Annotated in this window: 18 protein-coding genes; 5 read left to right on the top strand and 13 right to left on the bottom strand. The window is 61.0% G+C overall.

The annotated features are described in order from the left end of the window. Genes RBB32_RS18260 through RBB32_RS18270 form a run of 3 tightly spaced genes read right to left on the bottom strand, consistent with a single transcriptional unit; the run spans position 1 to position 2315 of the window. Positions 1 to 1119 carry a CaiB/BaiF CoA-transferase family protein gene (locus RBB32_RS18260; RefSeq protein WP_306154824.1) on the bottom strand — a complete coding sequence of 373 codons (1119 nt, stop codon included), beginning with the start codon at positions 1117 to 1119 and terminating at the stop codon, positions 1 to 3. Continuing rightward, entirely contained in the window at positions 1116 to 1790 is a 675-nt protein-coding gene (locus tag RBB32_RS18265) for a DsbA family protein (RefSeq protein WP_306154826.1), read from the bottom strand. The genes RBB32_RS18260 and RBB32_RS18265 overlap by 4 nt, the downstream gene beginning before the upstream one ends. A 15-nt stretch (positions 1791 to 1805) precedes the next feature. Continuing rightward, positions 1806 to 2315 (bottom strand): DUF721 domain-containing protein, encoded by a 510-nt coding sequence (locus RBB32_RS18270; RefSeq protein WP_306154828.1) that lies wholly within the window; start codon positions 2313 to 2315, stop codon positions 1806 to 1808. A gap of 80 nt (positions 2316 to 2395) precedes the next feature. Here RBB32_RS18270 and mutY point away from each other — a divergent pair, with 80 nt between their 5' ends. Then, positions 2396 to 3475 (top strand): A/G-specific adenine glycosylase, encoded by a 1080-nt coding sequence (gene mutY / locus RBB32_RS18275; protein WP_306154830.1) that lies wholly within the window; start codon positions 2396 to 2398, stop codon positions 3473 to 3475. Positions 3476 to 3510: 35 nt separating this feature from the next. Further along, a complete protein-coding gene (locus RBB32_RS18280; protein ID WP_306154832.1) occupies positions 3511 to 4653 on the top strand; it encodes an alkane 1-monooxygenase in 1143 nt (380 codons plus the stop codon). 182 nt (positions 4654 to 4835) lie between these two features. On the opposite strand, the gene glpK is transcribed toward RBB32_RS18280, so the two are convergent. The 9 genes from glpK to glpD all read right to left on the bottom strand — a co-directional run bounded on the left by glpK (position 4836) and on the right by glpD (position 14525). After that, positions 4836 to 6344 (bottom strand): glycerol kinase GlpK, encoded by a 1509-nt coding sequence (gene glpK / locus RBB32_RS18285; RefSeq protein WP_306154834.1) that lies wholly within the window; start codon positions 6342 to 6344, stop codon positions 4836 to 4838. A gap of 163 nt (positions 6345 to 6507) precedes the next feature. Continuing rightward, complete coding sequence (locus RBB32_RS18290) at positions 6508 to 8226, bottom strand: ABC transporter substrate-binding protein (protein WP_306154835.1); 1719 nt, start codon at positions 8224 to 8226, stop codon at positions 6508 to 6510. 88 nt (positions 8227 to 8314) lie between these two features. Continuing rightward, complete coding sequence (locus tag RBB32_RS18295) at positions 8315 to 8587, bottom strand: DUF2160 domain-containing protein (RefSeq protein ID WP_306154837.1); 273 nt, start codon at positions 8585 to 8587, stop codon at positions 8315 to 8317. 12 nt (positions 8588 to 8599) lie between these two features. Beyond that, on the bottom strand, positions 8600 to 8968 hold the full coding sequence (locus RBB32_RS18300) for a hypothetical protein (RefSeq protein WP_306154839.1): 369 nt from the start codon (positions 8966 to 8968) through the stop codon (positions 8600 to 8602). Beyond that, on the bottom strand, positions 8968 to 9819 hold the full coding sequence (locus RBB32_RS18305) for a carbohydrate ABC transporter permease (RefSeq protein WP_306154841.1): 852 nt from the start codon (positions 9817 to 9819) through the stop codon (positions 8968 to 8970). Before RBB32_RS18305 ends, RBB32_RS18300 begins: the two co-directional genes overlap by 1 nt. Continuing rightward, a complete protein-coding gene (locus RBB32_RS18310) occupies positions 9820 to 10695 on the bottom strand; it encodes a carbohydrate ABC transporter permease (protein ID WP_306154842.1) in 876 nt (291 codons plus the stop codon). It abuts the gene before it with no gap. Then, on the bottom strand, positions 10695 to 11798 hold the full coding sequence (locus RBB32_RS18315; RefSeq protein WP_306154845.1) for an ABC transporter ATP-binding protein: 1104 nt from the start codon (positions 11796 to 11798) through the stop codon (positions 10695 to 10697). The genes RBB32_RS18310 and RBB32_RS18315 overlap by 1 nt, the downstream gene beginning before the upstream one ends. 12 nt (positions 11799 to 11810) lie before the next feature. Then, positions 11811 to 12899: an ABC transporter ATP-binding protein gene (locus RBB32_RS18320; protein WP_306154847.1), complete on the bottom strand. Its 1089-nt coding sequence runs from the start codon at positions 12897 to 12899 to the stop codon at positions 11811 to 11813. A gap of 33 nt (positions 12900 to 12932) precedes the next feature. After that, positions 12933 to 14525 (bottom strand): glycerol-3-phosphate dehydrogenase, encoded by a 1593-nt coding sequence (gene glpD, locus RBB32_RS18325; protein ID WP_306154849.1) that lies wholly within the window; start codon positions 14523 to 14525, stop codon positions 12933 to 12935. A gap of 271 nt (positions 14526 to 14796) precedes the next feature. On the opposite strand from glpD, the gene RBB32_RS18330 reads away from it, so the two are divergent. Beyond that, positions 14797 to 15558, top strand: coding sequence for a DeoR/GlpR family DNA-binding transcription regulator (locus RBB32_RS18330; protein ID WP_306154851.1), 762 nt, complete (start codon positions 14797 to 14799; stop codon positions 15556 to 15558). On the opposite strand, the gene RBB32_RS18335 is transcribed toward RBB32_RS18330, so the two are convergent. After that, the gene (locus RBB32_RS18335; protein ID WP_306154858.1) at positions 15555 to 16472 is read right to left on the bottom strand and encodes a LysR family transcriptional regulator; all 918 of its coding nucleotides are present in this window, start codon (positions 16470 to 16472) and stop codon (positions 15555 to 15557) included. The genes RBB32_RS18330 and RBB32_RS18335 overlap by 4 nt on opposite strands. A gap of 103 nt (positions 16473 to 16575) precedes the next feature. On the opposite strand from RBB32_RS18335, the gene metF reads away from it, so the two are divergent. Further along, the gene (metF, locus tag RBB32_RS18340) at positions 16576 to 17442 is read left to right on the top strand and encodes a methylenetetrahydrofolate reductase [NAD(P)H] (protein WP_306154853.1); all 867 of its coding nucleotides are present in this window, start codon (positions 16576 to 16578) and stop codon (positions 17440 to 17442) included. A 62-nt stretch (positions 17443 to 17504) separates the two neighbouring features. Beyond that, complete coding sequence (locus RBB32_RS18345; protein WP_306154854.1) at positions 17505 to 17990, top strand: PaaI family thioesterase; 486 nt, start codon at positions 17505 to 17507, stop codon at positions 17988 to 17990. Positions 17991 to 18106: the final 116 nt, after the last annotated feature.

Below are 18106 nucleotides of genomic sequence, written 5' to 3' on the forward strand. Positions count from 1 at the left end.
CTAGCCCTCGTTGTTCTGCCCCAGTTTGGGCGATGGCCGCGACAGGTTCAACTCTGCCCCTGAAAATTTGAACGGGGACCGGATACCCGGCACACCCTCGGGGTCCACGCGCATCCCGCGCGCTGTTACCTGCGGGTCGTCAAAGACCTCGGCCATGTCATTGATCGGCCCGGCGGGCACGCCCTGCGCCTCGCAGGCGGCCAGAAGGTCGGATTTGGTGAATGTCCGGGTCCGTTCTGTCAGCAGCTTATCAAGCGCCTTGCGATTGGCGACGCGGGCGGGATTTGTGGCGTAATCCGCCTGCCCCGCCAGTTCGGCACAGCCCAAAAGTTCACACAGCCGGGCAAACTGCCCATCATTGCCCACCGCGATGATGATATGCCCATCGGCACAATCGAACACCTGATAAGGCGACAGGTTGGGGTGAAAATTTCCCAGACGCCCCGGTGGCGTGCCGGTGGAGAGGTAATTCATCGCCTGATTGGCGGTAACGGAAACCGCCACATCCAAAAGCGCCATGTCGATATGCTGCCCCTCGCCAGTGGCATGGCGTTGATGCAGGGCGGCCAGAATGGCAGTAGAGGCATAGACCCCGGTGAAGACATCGGTCACGGCCACGCCCACCTTGGTGGGCTGGCCTTGCGGGTCGCCGGTGATCGACATCAGGCCCGACATGCCCTGAATGATATAGTCATACCCGGCCCGGTGGGCATATGGCCCGTCCTGGCCAAAGCCGGTGATCGAACAATAGATTAGGCCGGGGTTGACCTGTTTCAGGCTGTCGTAGTCCAGCCCGTATTTCGCAAGTCCACCGACCTTGAAATTCTCGATCACGACGTCGGCCTCGCGCACCATCTCGCGCACCTGTTCCTGCCCCTCGGGGGTGCGGAAATCCACCGTGACACTGGATTTGCCCCGGTTGCAGGAATGGAAATAGGCCGCCGTGCGGTCGCCCTCACGCTCGATGAAGGGCGGGCCCCAGTTGCGGGTATCGTCACCTGCCGGGCTTTCGACCTTGATCACCTCGGCCCCGAGGTCGGACAGCGTTTGACCGGCCCAAGGGCCGGCCAGGATACGCGCCAATTCAATGACTTTCAGACCGGCAAGCGGAGTCGTCATTCCTTGGCAAGCTCCGTCTCGATGATCTCTTTAAGGTCGGGATAAGACATGTTGGAATGTTTTTCACCGTTGATGATCAGGGTGGGGGTGGAATTCACCTCGTGTTCTTCGGCGTTTTCCTGGAACCATGCGACAAGGGCCTTGGCCTTGTCGTTGTCTTGCAGGCAGGCCTCGATCTGATCGTCGTTCAGGCCAGCGGTCTTGCCGATCTTGCGCAGGTTATTGGAAATCTCGACAGGATCGCCGTCACCGATCCAGTCCCTTTGCTGCTGATAAAGCATATCGGTGATACCAAAGAACCGCTCTTGCCCGCCGCAGCGGGCGACCATCGACGCCCAGAGACCGATGCGGTCAAAGTACACGTCACGGTAAACCAGTTGCACGTCGCCGCTTTCGATATATTCGGCCTTCAGTTTCTTGCCCGGGCCGGTGTGAAAGCTGGCGCAATGCGGGCAGGTGAAAGAGGCGTATTCGATCAATGTCACGGGTGCGTCCTCGGCGCCCATGGTCATCTCGACGATGCCCGAGGTGTCGATCGCCTCATCGCTTTCTTGCGCATTGGCCGCGCCAAGCGAGACGCCCGGTGTGCTGGCGGGTGTGCTGGCCAGCCAATAGGCGGCGCCTGCGACGATGGCGAGGGCCGCGGCCCCGGTAAGGAGTTTGCGTTGCATGTGCTTCCCTTTGTGTCAGCGTTTGGTCTTGGATAGTACGTTCCGCCCCAAGGCTTCAAGCGCATCGCGCAGGCCGGTATCGCCCACGGGGGCGGCCAGTTCACTGGCGGCCTTGGTCACGGTGGGGTCAGGCTTGGCCGGGGTTTGCTTTTTGGGGCGGTGATCGAAACTGGCCTGCCCTTCGGCAAAGCCGGTGGGCGCGGTTTGGGTGATGCGGATGCGCGAGATGGCGTTATAGCCGTAAACCCCGTTCACCTTCTCGCGCAGTTGTTCCTTTTGCATTTCCAGCATCGGCGCCTGCGCGCCGGTGGTCAACAGGGTCAGCGTTGCACCGAACCCTTGGCGCCCGTATTTCACATCCACGGGCCGGGCGATGGCGGCCACCTCTTCCCCCACAATTTCCGGCCAATGGGTCAAAAGCCGCGATTGCGCGAAGCCACGGGTTTCCGAGGCCCGGCGGATGCGGTCCTGCAAGAGATTCGCGGTACGTTTGAAACCACGGGTGGTGGAATCGCGGGCGGGCATGGTGGACTCCTGTACTTGGACACTATCTTAGGGCATGTGACGGTCCATGCCAGCCCATAAGGTGCGATGAGGGATAACACATGCGTGACACCGCCTTGGACATGCCGAAAGCCGCCGATCTGCTGGCGTGGTACGATGCGCACGCCCGCGACCTGCCTTGGCGGGTGTCGCCCGGTGACCGGGCAGCGGGGGTTATGCCCGACCCTTACCGCGTGTGGCTGTCCGAGGTGATGTTGCAGCAAACCACCGTGGCCGCCGTCAAAAGCTATTTCGAGCGTTTCACCACGCTTTGGCCCACCGTTGGCGATTTGGCCGCCGCCCCCGATGCGCAGGTCATGGGCGAATGGGCGGGGCTGGGATATTACGCCCGGGCGCGCAACCTGTTGAAATGCGCGCGGGTGGTGGCCGAAGATCACGGCGGGGTTTTCCCGACAACGCGCGAGGGGCTTGTGGCCCTGCCGGGCATCGGGCCTTATACCGCCGCCGCGATCTCGGCCATCGCCTATGACGCGCCCGAGGTGGTGGTGGATGGGAATGTTGAGCGCGTGATGGCGCGGCTGCATGACATTCGCACCCCCCTGCCCGCCGCCAAGCCGGAACTGACCGAGGCAGCGGCGGCTTTGACGCCAGCGGCGCGCGCCGGGGATTACGCGCAGGCGGTGATGGATCTGGGCGCGACGGTCTGCACCCCGAAAAACCCGGCCTGTGGGATTTGCCCGTGGATCGGGGCCTGCGCCGCCCGTGCCGCCGGGGTACAAGCGGAACTGCCCTATAAAACCCCGAAAAAGCCCAAGCCTACCCGGCTTGGCATCACCTATGTGGCACAGCGCGCCGATGGCGCCCTTCTTTTGGAAACCCGCCCCGACAAGGGGCTTTTGGGCGGCATGCTGGGCTGGCCCGGAAGCGAGTGGAACGAGGCCCCGAACCCGGCCCCGCCGCTTGAGGCCGATTGGCAGGATATAGGCGAGGAAGCCCGCCACACCTTCACGCATTTTCACCTGCGCCTGCGCGTTCAGGTGGCGCATGTTCCGCAAGCGGCGCATCCCGCACGCGGTGAATTCCTGCCCAAATCCGCCTTCCGCCCCTCGGATTTACCCACCGTCATGCGCAAGGTATTTGACCTTGCGCAAGGCGCGCTGGCAAAAGGTGATGCAGGTTAAGCCCAGTTTCCAGTATCCCCGCCGGAGAAAACCCGATGATCGCCGCAGCCCAAGTCGCCAAGTTCCGCAATGCCGTGCCGTTCTGGATGTCGCTTCTGCTGGTCCCCGTGGCCATCCTTGGCGCGCTCAAGGGCGGCTGGACCGTGGTGCTTTTGCCGGTGATGACATGGTACCTGTTTTCGATCCTCGACGCCTTTCTGGGCCTCAACCTTGAAAACGCCGATCTTGAGACCGGCGAGGACCAGTTAAAGTGGTACAAGGCGATCACCCTGCTTTGGGCCCCGATCCAGTTTTGCCTTCTGTTCTGGATGGTCTGGTATGTACCGGGGGCCGAGCACCTTTCGGCATTGGAAAAGATCGTGCTGTTTTTCGGGGTGGGGGTAATCACCGGGACGGTCGGGATCGTCTATTCGCACGAGTTGATGCACCAGAAGGATAAGGGCGAGCGTTGGCTGGCCGACGGGTTGCTGGCAATGGTGCTATATTCGCATTTCCATACCGAACATTTGCAGGTCCATCACCGATATGTCGGCACCCCGCGCGACGCGGTGACCGCGCGCTATAACGAAGGCTTCCACCGCTATTTCGCCCGGGTACTGGGCGAGACATACACTTCGGCCTTCCGGGCGGAAAAGGCGATGCTGGCGCGCAAGGGGTTGCCGTGGTGGCACCACACGAACCCCTTCTGGAAATACTGGGCGCTAGATCTTTACATGATCGTTCTGGCGGTGCTGCTGGGCGGCTGGGTTGGCCTTTTGCTGTTTCTCTGGCAGGCCTTCGTGTCGATCTGGCAGTTGGAGCTGACCAACTACGTCGAGCATTATGGGTTGACCCGCAAGCATCTGGGCGATGGCAAGTACGAACATGTCAAACCGCGTCATAGCTGGAACGCGGCGCATAAGGCGTCGAACTGGCTTTTGATCAACCTGCAACGCCATTCAGACCACCATTACAAGCCCGACCGGCGGTTCCCGCTTTTGCAGAACTATACCGAGGCCGAGGCGCCGCAGCTTCCTTATGGCTATCCGATCATGACCATGGCGGCGATGGTGCCGCCCATCTGGCGGCGGGTGATGAACCCGCGCGTGCGCAGATGGCGCAAGATGTATTACCCCGAGGTGGCCGATTGGAAGCCTTATAACAAGGGCCAGACGCCGATGCCGCGCGGGGCGTCGTAGAGGCGCGGAATCAAGGCCGGAGGCCGCCGCGCCATCGACGGGCCGCCCCCACGGCCCGGCGATTGGGTTGGCTTTAGAGCATCGCGTACTCGTCACGCGCCAGTTTCAGGGATAAAGCGCGATAGCCCGAAGTCATGTCGCCGCGCCGCGGCCCGTCGCTGTCGCGGCTCACAGCGGTGCCTTCAAAAACTCAGCGTCGCGTTCACCGCGCGTTTCCACGCGTCGTATTTGCGGGCGCGGGTGTCTTCATCCATGTCGGGCGTGAATTTACGGTCAAGCGCCCATGTCTGGGCGAAATCCTCAAGCCCCGGGTAAAGGCCTACCTGCATACCGGCCAACCACGCCGCACCTAGCGCCGTGGTTTCCAGTACCTCGGGCCGGTCCACCGGCGCGTCGATGATATCCGACAGGAATTGCATGGCCCAATCGCTGGCGCTCATCCCGCCATCAACGCGCAGGGTTTCGGCCCCGCCGTCGCGCAGGGCCGCGCCGCCATGGCTGGCCCAATCGCTGCGCATGGCCTCAAGCAGATCGCGGGTTTGGTAGCCCACGCTTTCCAAAGCGGCGCGGGCAAATTCCTGTGGCCGGGAATTGCGCGTCAGGCCAAAGACCGCGCCGCGGCATTCGGCATTCCAATAAGGCGCGCCAAGCCCGGTAAAGGCCGGCACCAGCACCACGTTCTGCGCCGGGTCGGCCCCTTCGGCCAGGGGTTGGGTTTCCGAGGCCTCGCGAATGATCTTGAGACCATCGCGCAGCCATTGCACCACAGCGCCCGCGATAAAGATCGACCCTTCCAGCGCATAGGTGGGCTTGCCATCCAGTTGATAGGCTATGGTGGTAAGCAGCCGGTTTTGCGACACAACGGGCGTATCACCGGTGTTCAGCAGGGCAAAACAGCCCGTGCCATAGGTGGATTTGAGCATTCCGGGGCTGAAACAGGCCTGCCCCACGGTGGCGGCCTGTTGGTCGCCCGCCACACCGCGAATGGGGATTTCGCGGCCGAACAGGTCATCGCGAACCATGCCGTAGTCATCGGCGCTGTCGCGCACGTCGGGCAGCATGTTTTGCGGAATATCCAGCAACTCGCAGATGGTGGAACTCCACCGCCCCTTGCGGATGTCATACAGCAGGGTGCGCGCGGCATTGGTGGCATCGGTGGCATGCACCGCCCCGCCCGTCAGCTTCCAGATCAGGAAGGTATCGACCGTGCCGAACAGCAACTCGCCCGCCTCGGCCCGGTCGCGGACGCCTTCCACGTTATCCAGGATCCACTTCAGCTTGGTGCCGGAAAAATACGGATCGAGCAAAAGGCCGGTGCGGTCCGTGACCATCGCCTCGTGCCCTGCATCCCGAAGGCCGCGGCACAGATCGGCGGTGCGTCGGTCCTGCCAGACGATGGCGTTATAGACCGGTTCCCCTGTCTGTTTGTCCCAGACAAGGGTGGTTTCGCGTTGGTTGGTTATGCCGATCGCGGTGACATCTTTCACGCGCAGGCCCGCACGTTCGATCACCGCGCGACAGGTGCCTGCGGTGGTTGACCACAAATCGCCGGGGTCATGTTCGACCCAACCGGAATCGGGGTAATGCTGTGTGAATTCTTCTTGCGCGGTGGCGACCAGTTTCATGTTCTGGTCGAACAATATGGCCCGGCTTGAGGTGGTGCCTTGGTCGATGGCCAGAATATGGGTCATGTTCGTATCCCCCGCGCGTCGTGTTGGTCATGAAAAAGCGGCCGCCAGTGGCCCCAGCGGACGCAGGGTAATCGGACGGCGGGATCATGCAAGAGATACCCATCGGCCCGTCAGGGAGAGGAAGGCCGGGGCCGCGCAGGTCACGCGGCCCCGGCGAAAGGACTTACTGCCAGCTGGCGACCAGTTCGTCATAGCTGACGGTGATCGGCTCTTCGTCCTCGTTGTCCAGTTTCGGCTTCGGCGATCCGGGCTGTGACAACCAGTGCTCGGCGCCCTGCTCGTCGTTCATGGCCGGCCCGATATCGCCCTGGATACCGGCGCGTTCCAGACGTTCCATCACGCTTTCCATGTCACCGCAGAGGCTATCAAGGGACTCTTGCGCAGTTTTCGCGCCGGACATGGCATCGCCGATGTTCTGCCACCACAACTGTGCCAGCTTGGGGTAGTCGGGCACGTTGGTGCCGGTCGGCGACCACTGGGTGCGGGCGGGGCTGCGGTAGAATTCGACCAGACCGCCCAGTTTCGGTGCACGCTCGGAAAAGCTGTCGTGGTTGATCGTCGACTCGCGGATGAAGGTCAGGCCGGTATGTGCCTTTTTCACATCCACGATTTTCGACGTCACGAACTGCGCATAGAGCCACGCCGCCTTGGCGCGATCGGTGGGTGTGGATTTCATCAGCGTCCAGCTGCCCACATCCTGGTAGCCGACCTTCATGCCGTCTTCCCAATAGGCGCCGTGGGGGCTGGGAGCGAGACGCCATTTCGGGGTGCCATCCTCGTTCATCACCGCGGGGCTGTCGACAAGCGGCGCAACGAAGGTCGTGTAAAGGAACATCTGCTGCGCGATATTCCCCTGCCCCGGGACCGGCCCGGCCTCGGAGAAGGTCATCCCCATCGCCGAGGGCGGCGAGTAATTCTGCAGCCAGTCAACGGCTTTTTCCACCGCGTAAACCGCTGCCGGGCTGTTGGCCGCACCGCCGCGCGCCATGCAGGCGCCGACCGGCTGACTGTCGTCATTGACGCGAATGCCCCATTCATCGACCGGCAGGCCATTGGGTTCGCCCTTGTCGCCCATCCCGGCCATGGACATCCAGGCATCGGTATAACGCCAGCCAAGGCTGGGGTCTTTCTTGCCGTAATCCATGTTGCCAAAGATTTCGTCGTCGATGCCCATATGGCTCAGGTCGCGACCGGTAAAGAACTCGGCAATATCCTCATAGGCCGACCAGTTGACCGGTACGCCCAGGTCATAGCCGTATTCCGCCTTGAAATCGGCCTTGTTCTTTTCGTCGTTGAACCAATCGTAACGGAACCAGTAGAGGTTCGCGAATTGCTGGTCGGGCAGCTGGTAGAGCTTGCCATCGGGTGCCGTGGTGAACTGCGTGCCGATGAAATCGTCCAGATCGAGGCCCGGGTTGGTCACATCCGCACCTTCGCCTTCCATCCAGTCGGTGAGGTTGCGCACCTGCTGATAACGCCAATGCGTGCCGATCAGGTCAGAATCGTTGACATAGGCATCGTAAATGTTCTGGCCCGACTGCATCTGCGTTTGCAGCTTTTCGACAACATCGCCCTCGCCGATCAGGTCATGGGTGAGATTGATCCCGGTGATCGCCGAAAACGCCGGGGCCAGAACCTTGGCCTCGTATTCATGGGTGGTGATGGTTTCCGACACGACGCGGATATCCATGCCCGCAAAGGGCTGTGCCGCGTCGATGAACCATTGCATTTCGGCCTCTTGCGCGGCGCGATCCAGCGCCGACATATCGCCGATTTCCGCATCGAGGAATTCCTGTGCTTCCTCCATCCCGGCAAAGGCCGGTCCGGTCAGAAGCGACAGGGCAAGGCCCAGCGCGGTTGTGGATTTGAGGTTAAGGTTCATGGCTTTCCTCCCAGTTAGAACCAATCTTGTCGTTGAGGAACTTGATGGTTTGCGCCCGGTCTCCTCCGGTCCCGGGCGCATGTGCGCCCTACACCCAGCGAAACACCGCCGCGGCATAGATCAGGCAAAGGATCAGCGCGTAGGGTTGATGCGCGCCGACAAGGCCCAGCCAAGCCAGATTGATAAAGGCCGAGCCGAGAAGCGTGATGAACAAACGGTCACCGCGCGTGGTTTCGATCCGCAAAATCCCGGTACGCGGGGTTTCGGGGAACTTGATTGCCAGCACTGAAAAGATGATCAGCAGCGCGGCGATGACGCCAAAGAATGCGGCGGTCGGCAGGGTCCATGCCATCCAGTCCATTTCAGTATCTCCCTAGCATCTGCAGCCAAGGAAGCCAGTGTCTTCCCCCTCGGGGCACAGCAACTCCTGATGGCTTCCAAAATTGATGGATTGATCTTCGAAGCGGGCAAAAAAGCCACCGTTGGCCCAGCACCACTTTCCCTGCCCAAGAACCGAATGGCGCGCGGTGCAATCGTGATCCAGCGTCAAGGTTTCCCGGCCTTTGGATAGCCGGCTTCCTGCCCCGTTCTCAATAAGCCGCAAGACTGGATGCACCGACGACAGGCTATAGCTGTCAGCCTCGCAGGTCATTTCCCATTCATGGAAATCAGCGAAATAGGCGGGCGCCGATGTGGCCATCGGCACCAGCGCAAGGCCCAGTATCAAAGCGCGCAGCCGCATCACACCCTCCCCAGGGCAAAGCCCTTGGCGATGTAGTTGCGCACGAAGTAGATCACCAAGGCCCCGGGCACGAGGGTCAGCACCCCGGCCGCGGCCAGCACGCCCCAGTCGATCCCCGAGGCCCCTACCGTGCGGGTCATCGTGGCGGCGATGGGCTTGGCATCTACACTGGTCAGGGTGCGCGACAACAGCAATTCAACCCATGAGAACATGAAGCAGAAAAAGGCCGCCACGCCGATGCCCGAGGCAATCAGCGGCATGAAGATTTTCACGAAAAAGCGGCCAAAACTATACCCGTCGATATAGGCGGTTTCGTCGATTTCCTTGGGCACGCCGCGCATGAACCCTTCCAGGATCCAAACCGCCAGCGGCACGTTGAACAAACAATGCGCCAGCGCCACGGCGATATGCGTGTCAAACAGGCCGACCGACGAATAAAGCTGGAAAAACGGCAGCGCGAAAACTGCGGGCGGGGCCATCCGGTTGGTCAGCAGCCAGAAGAACAGGTGCTTGTCGCCCATGAAGTGATAGCGGCTAAAGGCATAGGCCGCCGGAAGCGCCACCGCGACCGAGATCACGGTATTCATCACCACGTAGATCAGCGAATTGACATAGCCCATGTACCAGCTTGGGTCGGTCAGGATCGTGACATAGTTCTGCAGGGTCAGGTCACGCGGCCAGAGCGAAAACTCCCCCAATATCTCGGCATTGGTTTTCAGACTCATGTTCACCAGCCAATAAATCGGCAGCATCAGGAACACGAGGTAAAGGGTCATCACCACCGCGCTGCTGTTGATGCGCGGCAGGGCCATCCCACGGCGGACGCTTTGGTTCGCGGTCATATCGGCCATTTACTTGCCCTCCGCTTTGTCGAGGTTGGTCATCACCGTGTAGAACACCCATGAGATCAACAGGATCACGAGGAAATACATGATCGAGAAGGCCGCCGCCGGTCCAAGGTCAAACTGCCCCAGCGCCATCTTCACAAGGTCGATCGACAGGAAGGTGGTGGCATTGCCCGGCCCGCCGCCGGTGACAACGAAAGGCTCGGTATAGATCATGAAGCTGTCCATGAAGCGCAGCAGAATGGCGATCATCAGAACACCAGCCATTTTCGGCAGTTCGATATAGCGGAACACCTTCCAACGGCTGGCCTGGTCGATCTTGGCAGCTTGGTAATAAGCGTCGGGAATGGATTGCAGCCCGGCATAGGCCAGCAGCGCGACAAGCGATGTCCAGTGCCAGACATCCATCACGATGACGGTGGCCCAAGCGGCAAAGAAATCCTGCGTGTAATTGTAGGAAATGCCCAGTTTATCAAGGGTATAGCCCAGAAGGCCGATATCGACCCGGCCAAATATCTGCCAGATGGTGCCGACCACGTTCCAAGGGACCAAAAGCGGCAGCGACATCACCACCAGGCAAAAGCTGGCCCAGAAGCCGCTTTTGGGCATGTTAAGCGCCACGAAGATGCCAAGCGGCACTTCGATGGCCAGAATGATCGCCGAAAAGGCCATCTGGCGGCCCAGTGCATTCCACATCCGTTCGGAATGCAGCAAATCGTCGAACCACTCCAACCCGGCCCAGAAGAACTGATTGCCGCCGAAGGTGTCCTGCACCGAGTAATTGACCACGGTCATAAGCGGGATGATGGCCGAAAAGGCCACCAGCACAAGAACCGGCAAGACAAGGAACCATGCCTTTTGGTTAACCGTTTTCTCCTGCATTACGCGGCCTCCCCCACTGGTCCCTTAGGCGCGCCTTCCGGCGCGACCCGCCAGTCGTTGGCGTAGACGTTGACATGCGCAGGATCGAAGGTGACGCGCGTCTTGTCGGCGCCGATCTCCTCGCCCTCGCCCGCGATGATGTTGATATCGTTGCCGAAGAACTCGGCGCGGACGATCTTGTGGCGGCCCACATCTTCGACCCGGCGCACCTTGACGGGCAAACCGTCGCTGTCGGAAAGCCGCGCAAACTCGGGCCGCACGCCGATTTCCACCTTGCCCTCGAGCGCGCCATAACCCGCGCCCAGATCAAGGGCAGACCCGTTGATATAAGCCTGTTTGCCTTCGACCTTGGCCGGGATAACATTCATCCCCGGCGAGCCGATGAAATAGCCCACGAAGGTATGCTCGGGGCGTTCGAACAGTTCCTCGGGTGTGCCGATCTGCACAACGCGGCCATCGTACATCACCACCACCTTGTCGGCGAAAGTCAGGGCCTCGGTCTGGTCATGGGTGACGTAGATCATCGTGTGGCCGAAATCGCGGTGCAGTTTCTTCAACTGCGTGCGCAGTTCCCATTTCATATGCGGGTCGATCACCGTGAGCGGTTCATCGAACAACAGGGCGTTCACGTCCTTGCGCACCATGCCACGGCCAAGGCTGATTTTCTGCTTGGCATCGGCCGTGAGGCCCCGCGCCTTGCGCGACAGGTCTTCTTCCATGCCGATCATGCGGGCGACGTCCTGCACCCGTTCGGCGACATAGGCCTCGTCCCGGCCCCGGTTGCGCAGCGGGAAGGCAAGGTTATCGCGCACGGTCATGGTGTCGTAAACGACGGGGAACTGGAACACCTGCGCGATATTGCGCTGTGCGGTGGGGGCATTGGTCACATCCTGACCGTCGAACAGGATACGGCCCTGACTTGGGTGCAAAAGCCCGGAAATGATATTGAGGAGCGTGGATTTGCCACAACCCGACGAGCCCAACAGCGCATAGGCCGCGCCATCGTCCCAATCGTGGTTCAACTCCTTCAATGCGAAGTCATCCTCGCCCTTCGGATTGGGCAGGTAGGAATGTGCGAGGTTATCCAATGTGATCTTTGCCATTCCGCGTCCCCCTCAAGCCGCAAGCGCATAGGCGGCGGGTGCGACAAGCGCGCCATCCTCGCCGAAGACATAAACATGACTGGGGTCGAGATAGACATCCAGATCGGCCCCCAGTTCCAGATCATGCACACCATGCACGAGGCCCACCCAGCGTTCGCCGTGGTGGTCAAGGTGCACGAAGGTTTCCGAGCCGGTGAGTTCCGTCACGCTTAGTTGCGCGGTGAACTGCATCGCATCGGCGGTGTGTTTGCCGATCTCAAGGTGATTGGGACGGAACCCGGCGGTGTAACGACCATCGGCCAACTCGGCCAATTTTCCCACCGCGGGCGCGCTTTGGCCATCGCCGAACATCAGCTTGGAGCCGGTTTTCGACACCTGCAGGAAGTTCATCGGCGGATCGCTGAAGACCCGCGCGGTGGTGGCATCGACGGGGCGGCGATAGACATCGGGCGTGCGGCCGAATTGCGTGACACGGCCTTCCCACAGGGTCGCGGTATTGCCACCCAGCAACAGCGCCTCTTCCGGTTCGGTCGTGGCGTAAACGAAGATCGCGCCGGATTCCTCGAAAATCTTGGGAATCTCGATGCGCAATTCCTCGCGCAGTTTATAGTCAAGGTTCGCCAAAGGCTCATCCAACAGGACCAGCCCCGCGTCTTTCACCAAGGCCCGCGCCAAGGCACAGCGTTGTTGCTGCCCGCCCGACAGTTCCAGCGGCTTGCGGTCCAGCATCGGGGTAAGCTTCATCAGGTCGGCGGTTTTCTTCACCGCCGTGTCGATCTCGGCGGGCTTCTTGCCCATCAGGCGCAGGGGCGAGGCGATGTTGTCATAAACGCTCATCGACGGGTAATTGATGAATTGTTGATAGACCATCGCCACCTGACGATCCTGCACGCGCATGCCGGTCACATCCTTGCCGTCCCACAGGATGCGCCCCTCGTTCGGCACGTCCAGCCCGGCCATCAGCCGCATAAGCGAGGTTTTCCCCGACAGGGTCGGCCCCAGAAGCACGTTCATCGTGCCCTTTTCCAACGTCAGGTCGGTGGGGTGGATATGCACCTGCCCGTTCACAACCTTTGTCACACTCTCCAGTGTCAGCGTCATCCGCGTCGTTCCTCCTTCACGGCCAGACCTGCCTTATTCGGCGGCCATGGCCTCGCCTGACGTCATCCAGTCATCAAGCGCCTTGATCTGCGCCTTGGTCATCCGCAGGCCCAGACGGGTGCGGCGCCATACGATATCTTCGGCCCGGCGGGCGTATTCATGGCGCATCATCCATGCCACCTCGCGCCCGGTCAGCGTGGCCCCGAAATGCGGGCCCAGATCTTCCATGCGCGCGGCATCGCCCAGAACCTGCGCCGCCTCGGTGCCATAGGCACGCACCAAACGCCCGGCCCAATAGCTATCCAGAAACGGGTAGGCGCCCTTAAGATCATCAACCAGACGCTGCACGCCGTCCACCGCGAAATCGCCCCCCGGCAGGGCAACGCCCGCTGTCCAATCGCCCTTGGCCTGATCGAAAAACGGCGTGATCCTGGCCAGCGCGGCCTCGGCCAGTTTGCGATACGTGGTGATCTTGCCGCCAAAGACGTTCAACACAGGCGCGCCACCTTCGGTATCCAGCTTCAACACGTAATCCCGTGTCGCCGCCGTGGCCGATTTTGCCCCGTCGTCATACAAGGGCCGCACACCTGAATAGGTCCAGACGATATCGTCGCGCGTCACCGGCTTTTTGAAATATTCCGAGGCGAAATCGCACAGATATTGCGCCTCGGCCTCGGTGCATTCAGGCTTGGCCGAGGGGTCTTCGTGTTCCACGTCGGTGGTACCGATCAGGGTGAAATCACCTTCATAGGGAATGGCGAAAATGATCCGCCCGTCTGCACCTTGAAAGAAATAACACTTGTCGTGCTCAAAAAGGCGGCGGGTGACGATATGGCTGCCGCGCACAAGGCGCACGCCTTCGCTTGCATTCTGGCGCAAGGCGCCGGTGATCACGTCCTTGACCCAAGGCCCACCGGCATTGACCAAGGCGCGGGCGCGAATGGTCTTGCGCCGCCCGGTCTCGGTGTTTTCCACCTCGACCAGCCACAGGTCGCCCTCGCGCTGGGCCGTCATGACCTTGGTCCGGGTCATGATGCGCGCGCCGCGCGCCTCGGCGTCGCGGGCATTCAGCACCACAAGGCGGCTATCCTCGATCCAGCAGTCGGAATATTCAAACGCCCGCTGGAATTTATCCTTGAGCGGCGCGCCCTCGGGCGCCCGGGTCAGGTTCAGGGTCTTGGTTCCGGGCAGGATTTTCCGCCCGCCCAAGTGATCATACAGGAACAAGCCCAGCCGAATCAGCCACGCGGGCCGCCGGCCTTTCATCCAGGGCATCACCAGATTGAGCAGTTTCGATGTCGGCGTTTCGCCCTCGAACCGCATGTCCTTGTGATAGGGCAGCACGAAACGCATCGGCCAACTGATATGCGGCATGGCGCGCAGCAGGGTTTCACGCTCGATCAGCGCCTCGCGCACAAGGCGCACCTCGAAATACTCAAGATAGCGCAACCCGCCATGAAACAGCTTGGTCGAGGCCGAGGAAGTGGCCGAAGCAAGGTCGTTCATTTCGGCCAAGGCAACAGTCAGGCCCCGCCCCGCGGCATCCCGCGCAATGCCACAGCCATTGATCCCACCGCCGATAACGAACAGGTCAACCGTGTCACTTGATGTGCCCTTGTGGCCCACGCGCGCTCCTCCCACACTTCGGGTATGCGACAAAAAGAACCACAAACGCGCGACAACCGTCAATCTTTAATGTTCGTTTATTTTCGTTTTTGCCTTTCTAACCTGTTTTTACTACGATTTTCTTTCGTAATATGCATATGGCGTCGCTTCGGCATCACAAAAGACCCGCCAATCCGCCCACGAATCGCCTGAATGAGGCCAAGGCCCATCACTTGGCTTGATTTACCCACAAAAACGAACATAATCGAAAAAACTCGGTAACGAGAGGCCCATGTCACAGACATTCCGACAGCCCGATATTCTGGAAATCGCCCGAACCGAGGGCAAGGTCATGGTCGAAGATCTGGCCGACCGCTTCGATGTCACGGTCCAGACCATACGCCGCGACCTGACGGAACTTGCCAATGCCGGGAAGCTTGAGCGCGTCCACGGCGGCGCGATCCTGCCTTCGGGCGTTTCCAACATCGTCTACGAAGAACGCCGCCGCCTGAATGACGATGCCAAGCAATCCATCGCCCGCGCCTGCGCCGCGGCAATCCCTGACAGCGCCTCGGTCTTTCTTGATATCGGCACCACGACCGAGGCCGTGGCACAGGCCCTTCTTGATCACAGCAACCTTATGGTCGTGACCAACAACATGAACGTGGCCAACATCCTGCTGGCCAACCCCGATTGCGAGATCGTCGTCGCGGGCGGCACCCTGCGCCGGGCCGATAACGGGCTGGTCGGCAATATCACCGCCCGCACCATCGAGAATTTCAAATTCGACTATGCGATCCTTGGCTGTTCGGCCATGGACGAAGACGGCGACCTTCTGGATTTCGACATTCAGGAGGTGCTGGTTGGCCAAACCCTTCTGAAACGCTCGCGCGGCGTGTTCCTTGTGGCGGACCACTCGAAATTCCAGCGCAACGCGCCGGTGCGCATCGGATCGCTTCAGGATATCGACCGGTTCTTTACCGATCAGCCTTTGCCGCAACCCCTGTCGGACCGCTGCGCCGGATGGGGCACCGAGGTGACTGTTTCAGGCTAGGCCGGCTCCAATCCCCGCTGCAATCGCACGGGAATTTCCCGCGCCAAGCGAATAAGGTGCGCGACATAGGGCTTGTCGGCGTCATCCTCGCGAATCGCCGCATAAAGCCGCTTGGTCAGGCCGGTTTCCGTGATCGGGCGGGTGACGTAATCGCGGCTGGTTCGCGCCTCGCGCACCACCCAGTCCGGCAGCACGGCAACCCCTCGGTTCGAGGCCACCAAAAGCAGGGTCACGGCGGTCAGCTCCACCTGTCGAATGGCGCGCGGCTCGACTTTGGCAGGGGTCAAAAGTTCAGTAAAAACATCGAGGCGCGAGCGATCCACCGGGTAGGTAATCAAGGTTTCGCCGCGAAAATCCTCCGCCTCGACATAGGATTTCTGCGCCAAGGGATGCTGACTTGAGGCCACGAACACCGGCTCGTAATCGAACAGCGGCTTGAAAATCACCCCCGGAAGGGTCTCGGGATCGGACGACACCACCAGATCGACCTCTTCCTTTTGCAGCGCGGGCAAGGCATCGAAGGCCAGACCGGGCCGGATATCCACATCCACCTCGCCCCAGTTCTTGCGGAACTGCTCCAACACCGGGAACAGCCATTCGAAACAGGCATGGCATTCGATGGCGATATGCATCCGCCCCGCGCTGCCCTCGCGCAACCCGCCGAACTCCGCCTCAAGCGCCTCGATTTCCGGTAGCACCTTCTCGGCCACGCGCAACAAACGCAGCCCCGCCGCCGACAGGCGCAGAGGCTTGGAGCGACGGATGAAAAGCTCCATCCCGGCCTGATCCTCCAAGCCCTTGATCTGATGGCTCAAGGCCGATTGCGTGATGTGCAAAAGCTCTGCCGCGCGGGCCAATCCGCCCGCCTGATGGATCGCCCGGATGGTGCGCAAATGGCGAAACTCGATGTGCATTTCTTGAACGAACCTCATTCAAACCATGAATATTATGAAGTTGTCTCACAATGCTGCATCTGCAACAAGAGGAGCAACACAAGATTCTTGCAGGATTGAAACGATGACCACGCCCCGCATTTCGTTCGAGTTCTTCCCCCCCAAATCGCTTGAGGCGTCCTTTCGCCTTTGGGACACGGTGCAAACGCTGGCCCCGCTTGACCCGCGGTTCGTCTCGGTCACCTATGGCGCGGGCGGCACCACCCGCGAACTGACGCGCGAGGCGGTGGGCACGCTGCACAATTCCTCGGGCCTCAATGTCGCCGCGCATCTGACCTGCGTCGAGGCGACCCGCACCGAAACCCTTGAGATCGCAGACAGCTTTGCCGCCGCAGGCGTCAATGAAATCGTCGCCCTGCGCGGCGATCCCCCCAAGGGCGCGGGCCGCTTTACCCCGCACCCCGAGGGCTTTGCCAGTTCCTGCGAGCTGATTGAAGCGCTGGCCGAAACCGGCAAATTCACCATCCGCGTCGGCGCCTACCCCGAGAAACACCCCGACGCCGCCGATCAAAAGGCCGATGTCGAGTGGCTCAAGCGCAAGATTGATGCCGGTGCTGATGAGGCGATCACCCAGTTCTTCTTTGAACCTGAAACCTTCTTCCGCTTCCGCGATGCCTGCGAAAAGGCGGGAATCGACGCGCCGATCATCCCCGGTATCCTGCCGATCGAGAACTGGACCGGGGTGCGCAAATTCGCAACCGCCTGCGGCACGCAGATCCCGGCGTGGCTGGACGATACCTTTGCCAAGGCCAAGCGCGACGGGCGCGAAGACCTGCTGGCCACCGCGCTGGCCACCGAACTGTGCAGCGAGTTGATCGAGGGTGGGGTCGAAGACCTGCATTTCTACACGCTCAACCGCCCCGAATTGACGCGCGATGTCTGCCACGCGCTGGGCGTAACACCGAAGGTTGCACTGCGCGACGTCGCCTAGGGCTTCCCCTCGCGGTCACGCTGGCCTAGCGTTGCCTCCGGATATAACCACCGGGGGCACGCATGAATATCGCCGAAACACTCGATCAATTGCCGGATATGGCTGATCTTTTGTCCCGCTCGGGGCTGGAGTTCATGCAGGATATGGTCTCTGGCCGCCTGCCCGGCCCACCCATCGGCGCGACCATGGGTTTCTGGCCTGTCTCGGCCGAGGAAGGCTGTGTCATTTTCGAGGGAACGCCAGAGTTTCCCGTGACCAACCCCATGCGCGGGCTGCACGGCGGTTGGTACGGCGCGATACTGGATAGCTGCATGGCCTGCGCGGTGATGACGAAGGTGCCGCGCGGTTCAATCTATACCACGCTTGAATACAAGGTGAACATCAGCCGCGCGATTCCCCTGGGGCTCACCGTGCGCGCGACGGGCACGGTTGCCCACGCGGGCCGCTCCACCGGTATTGCCACGGGCGAAATCCGCGGCGTGGAGGATGGCAAGCTTTATGCCAGCGGCTCTACAACCTGCCTGATCATGAAAGCGCCGCAGGTCTGACCAAATAGAGCGCGCTATCGCGCGCGCAGGGTATCTCGGCTTAAAGCGTTTCGCGAAAAACCTGAATCACAGATTTTCGCGAAACGCAGTGCTCCGCTCAATCGTTGCACGCGTTC

This window comes from Roseovarius sp. MMSF_3281, assembly GCF_030733685.1.
GTDB lineage: Bacteria > Pseudomonadota > Alphaproteobacteria > Rhodobacterales > Rhodobacteraceae > Roseovarius.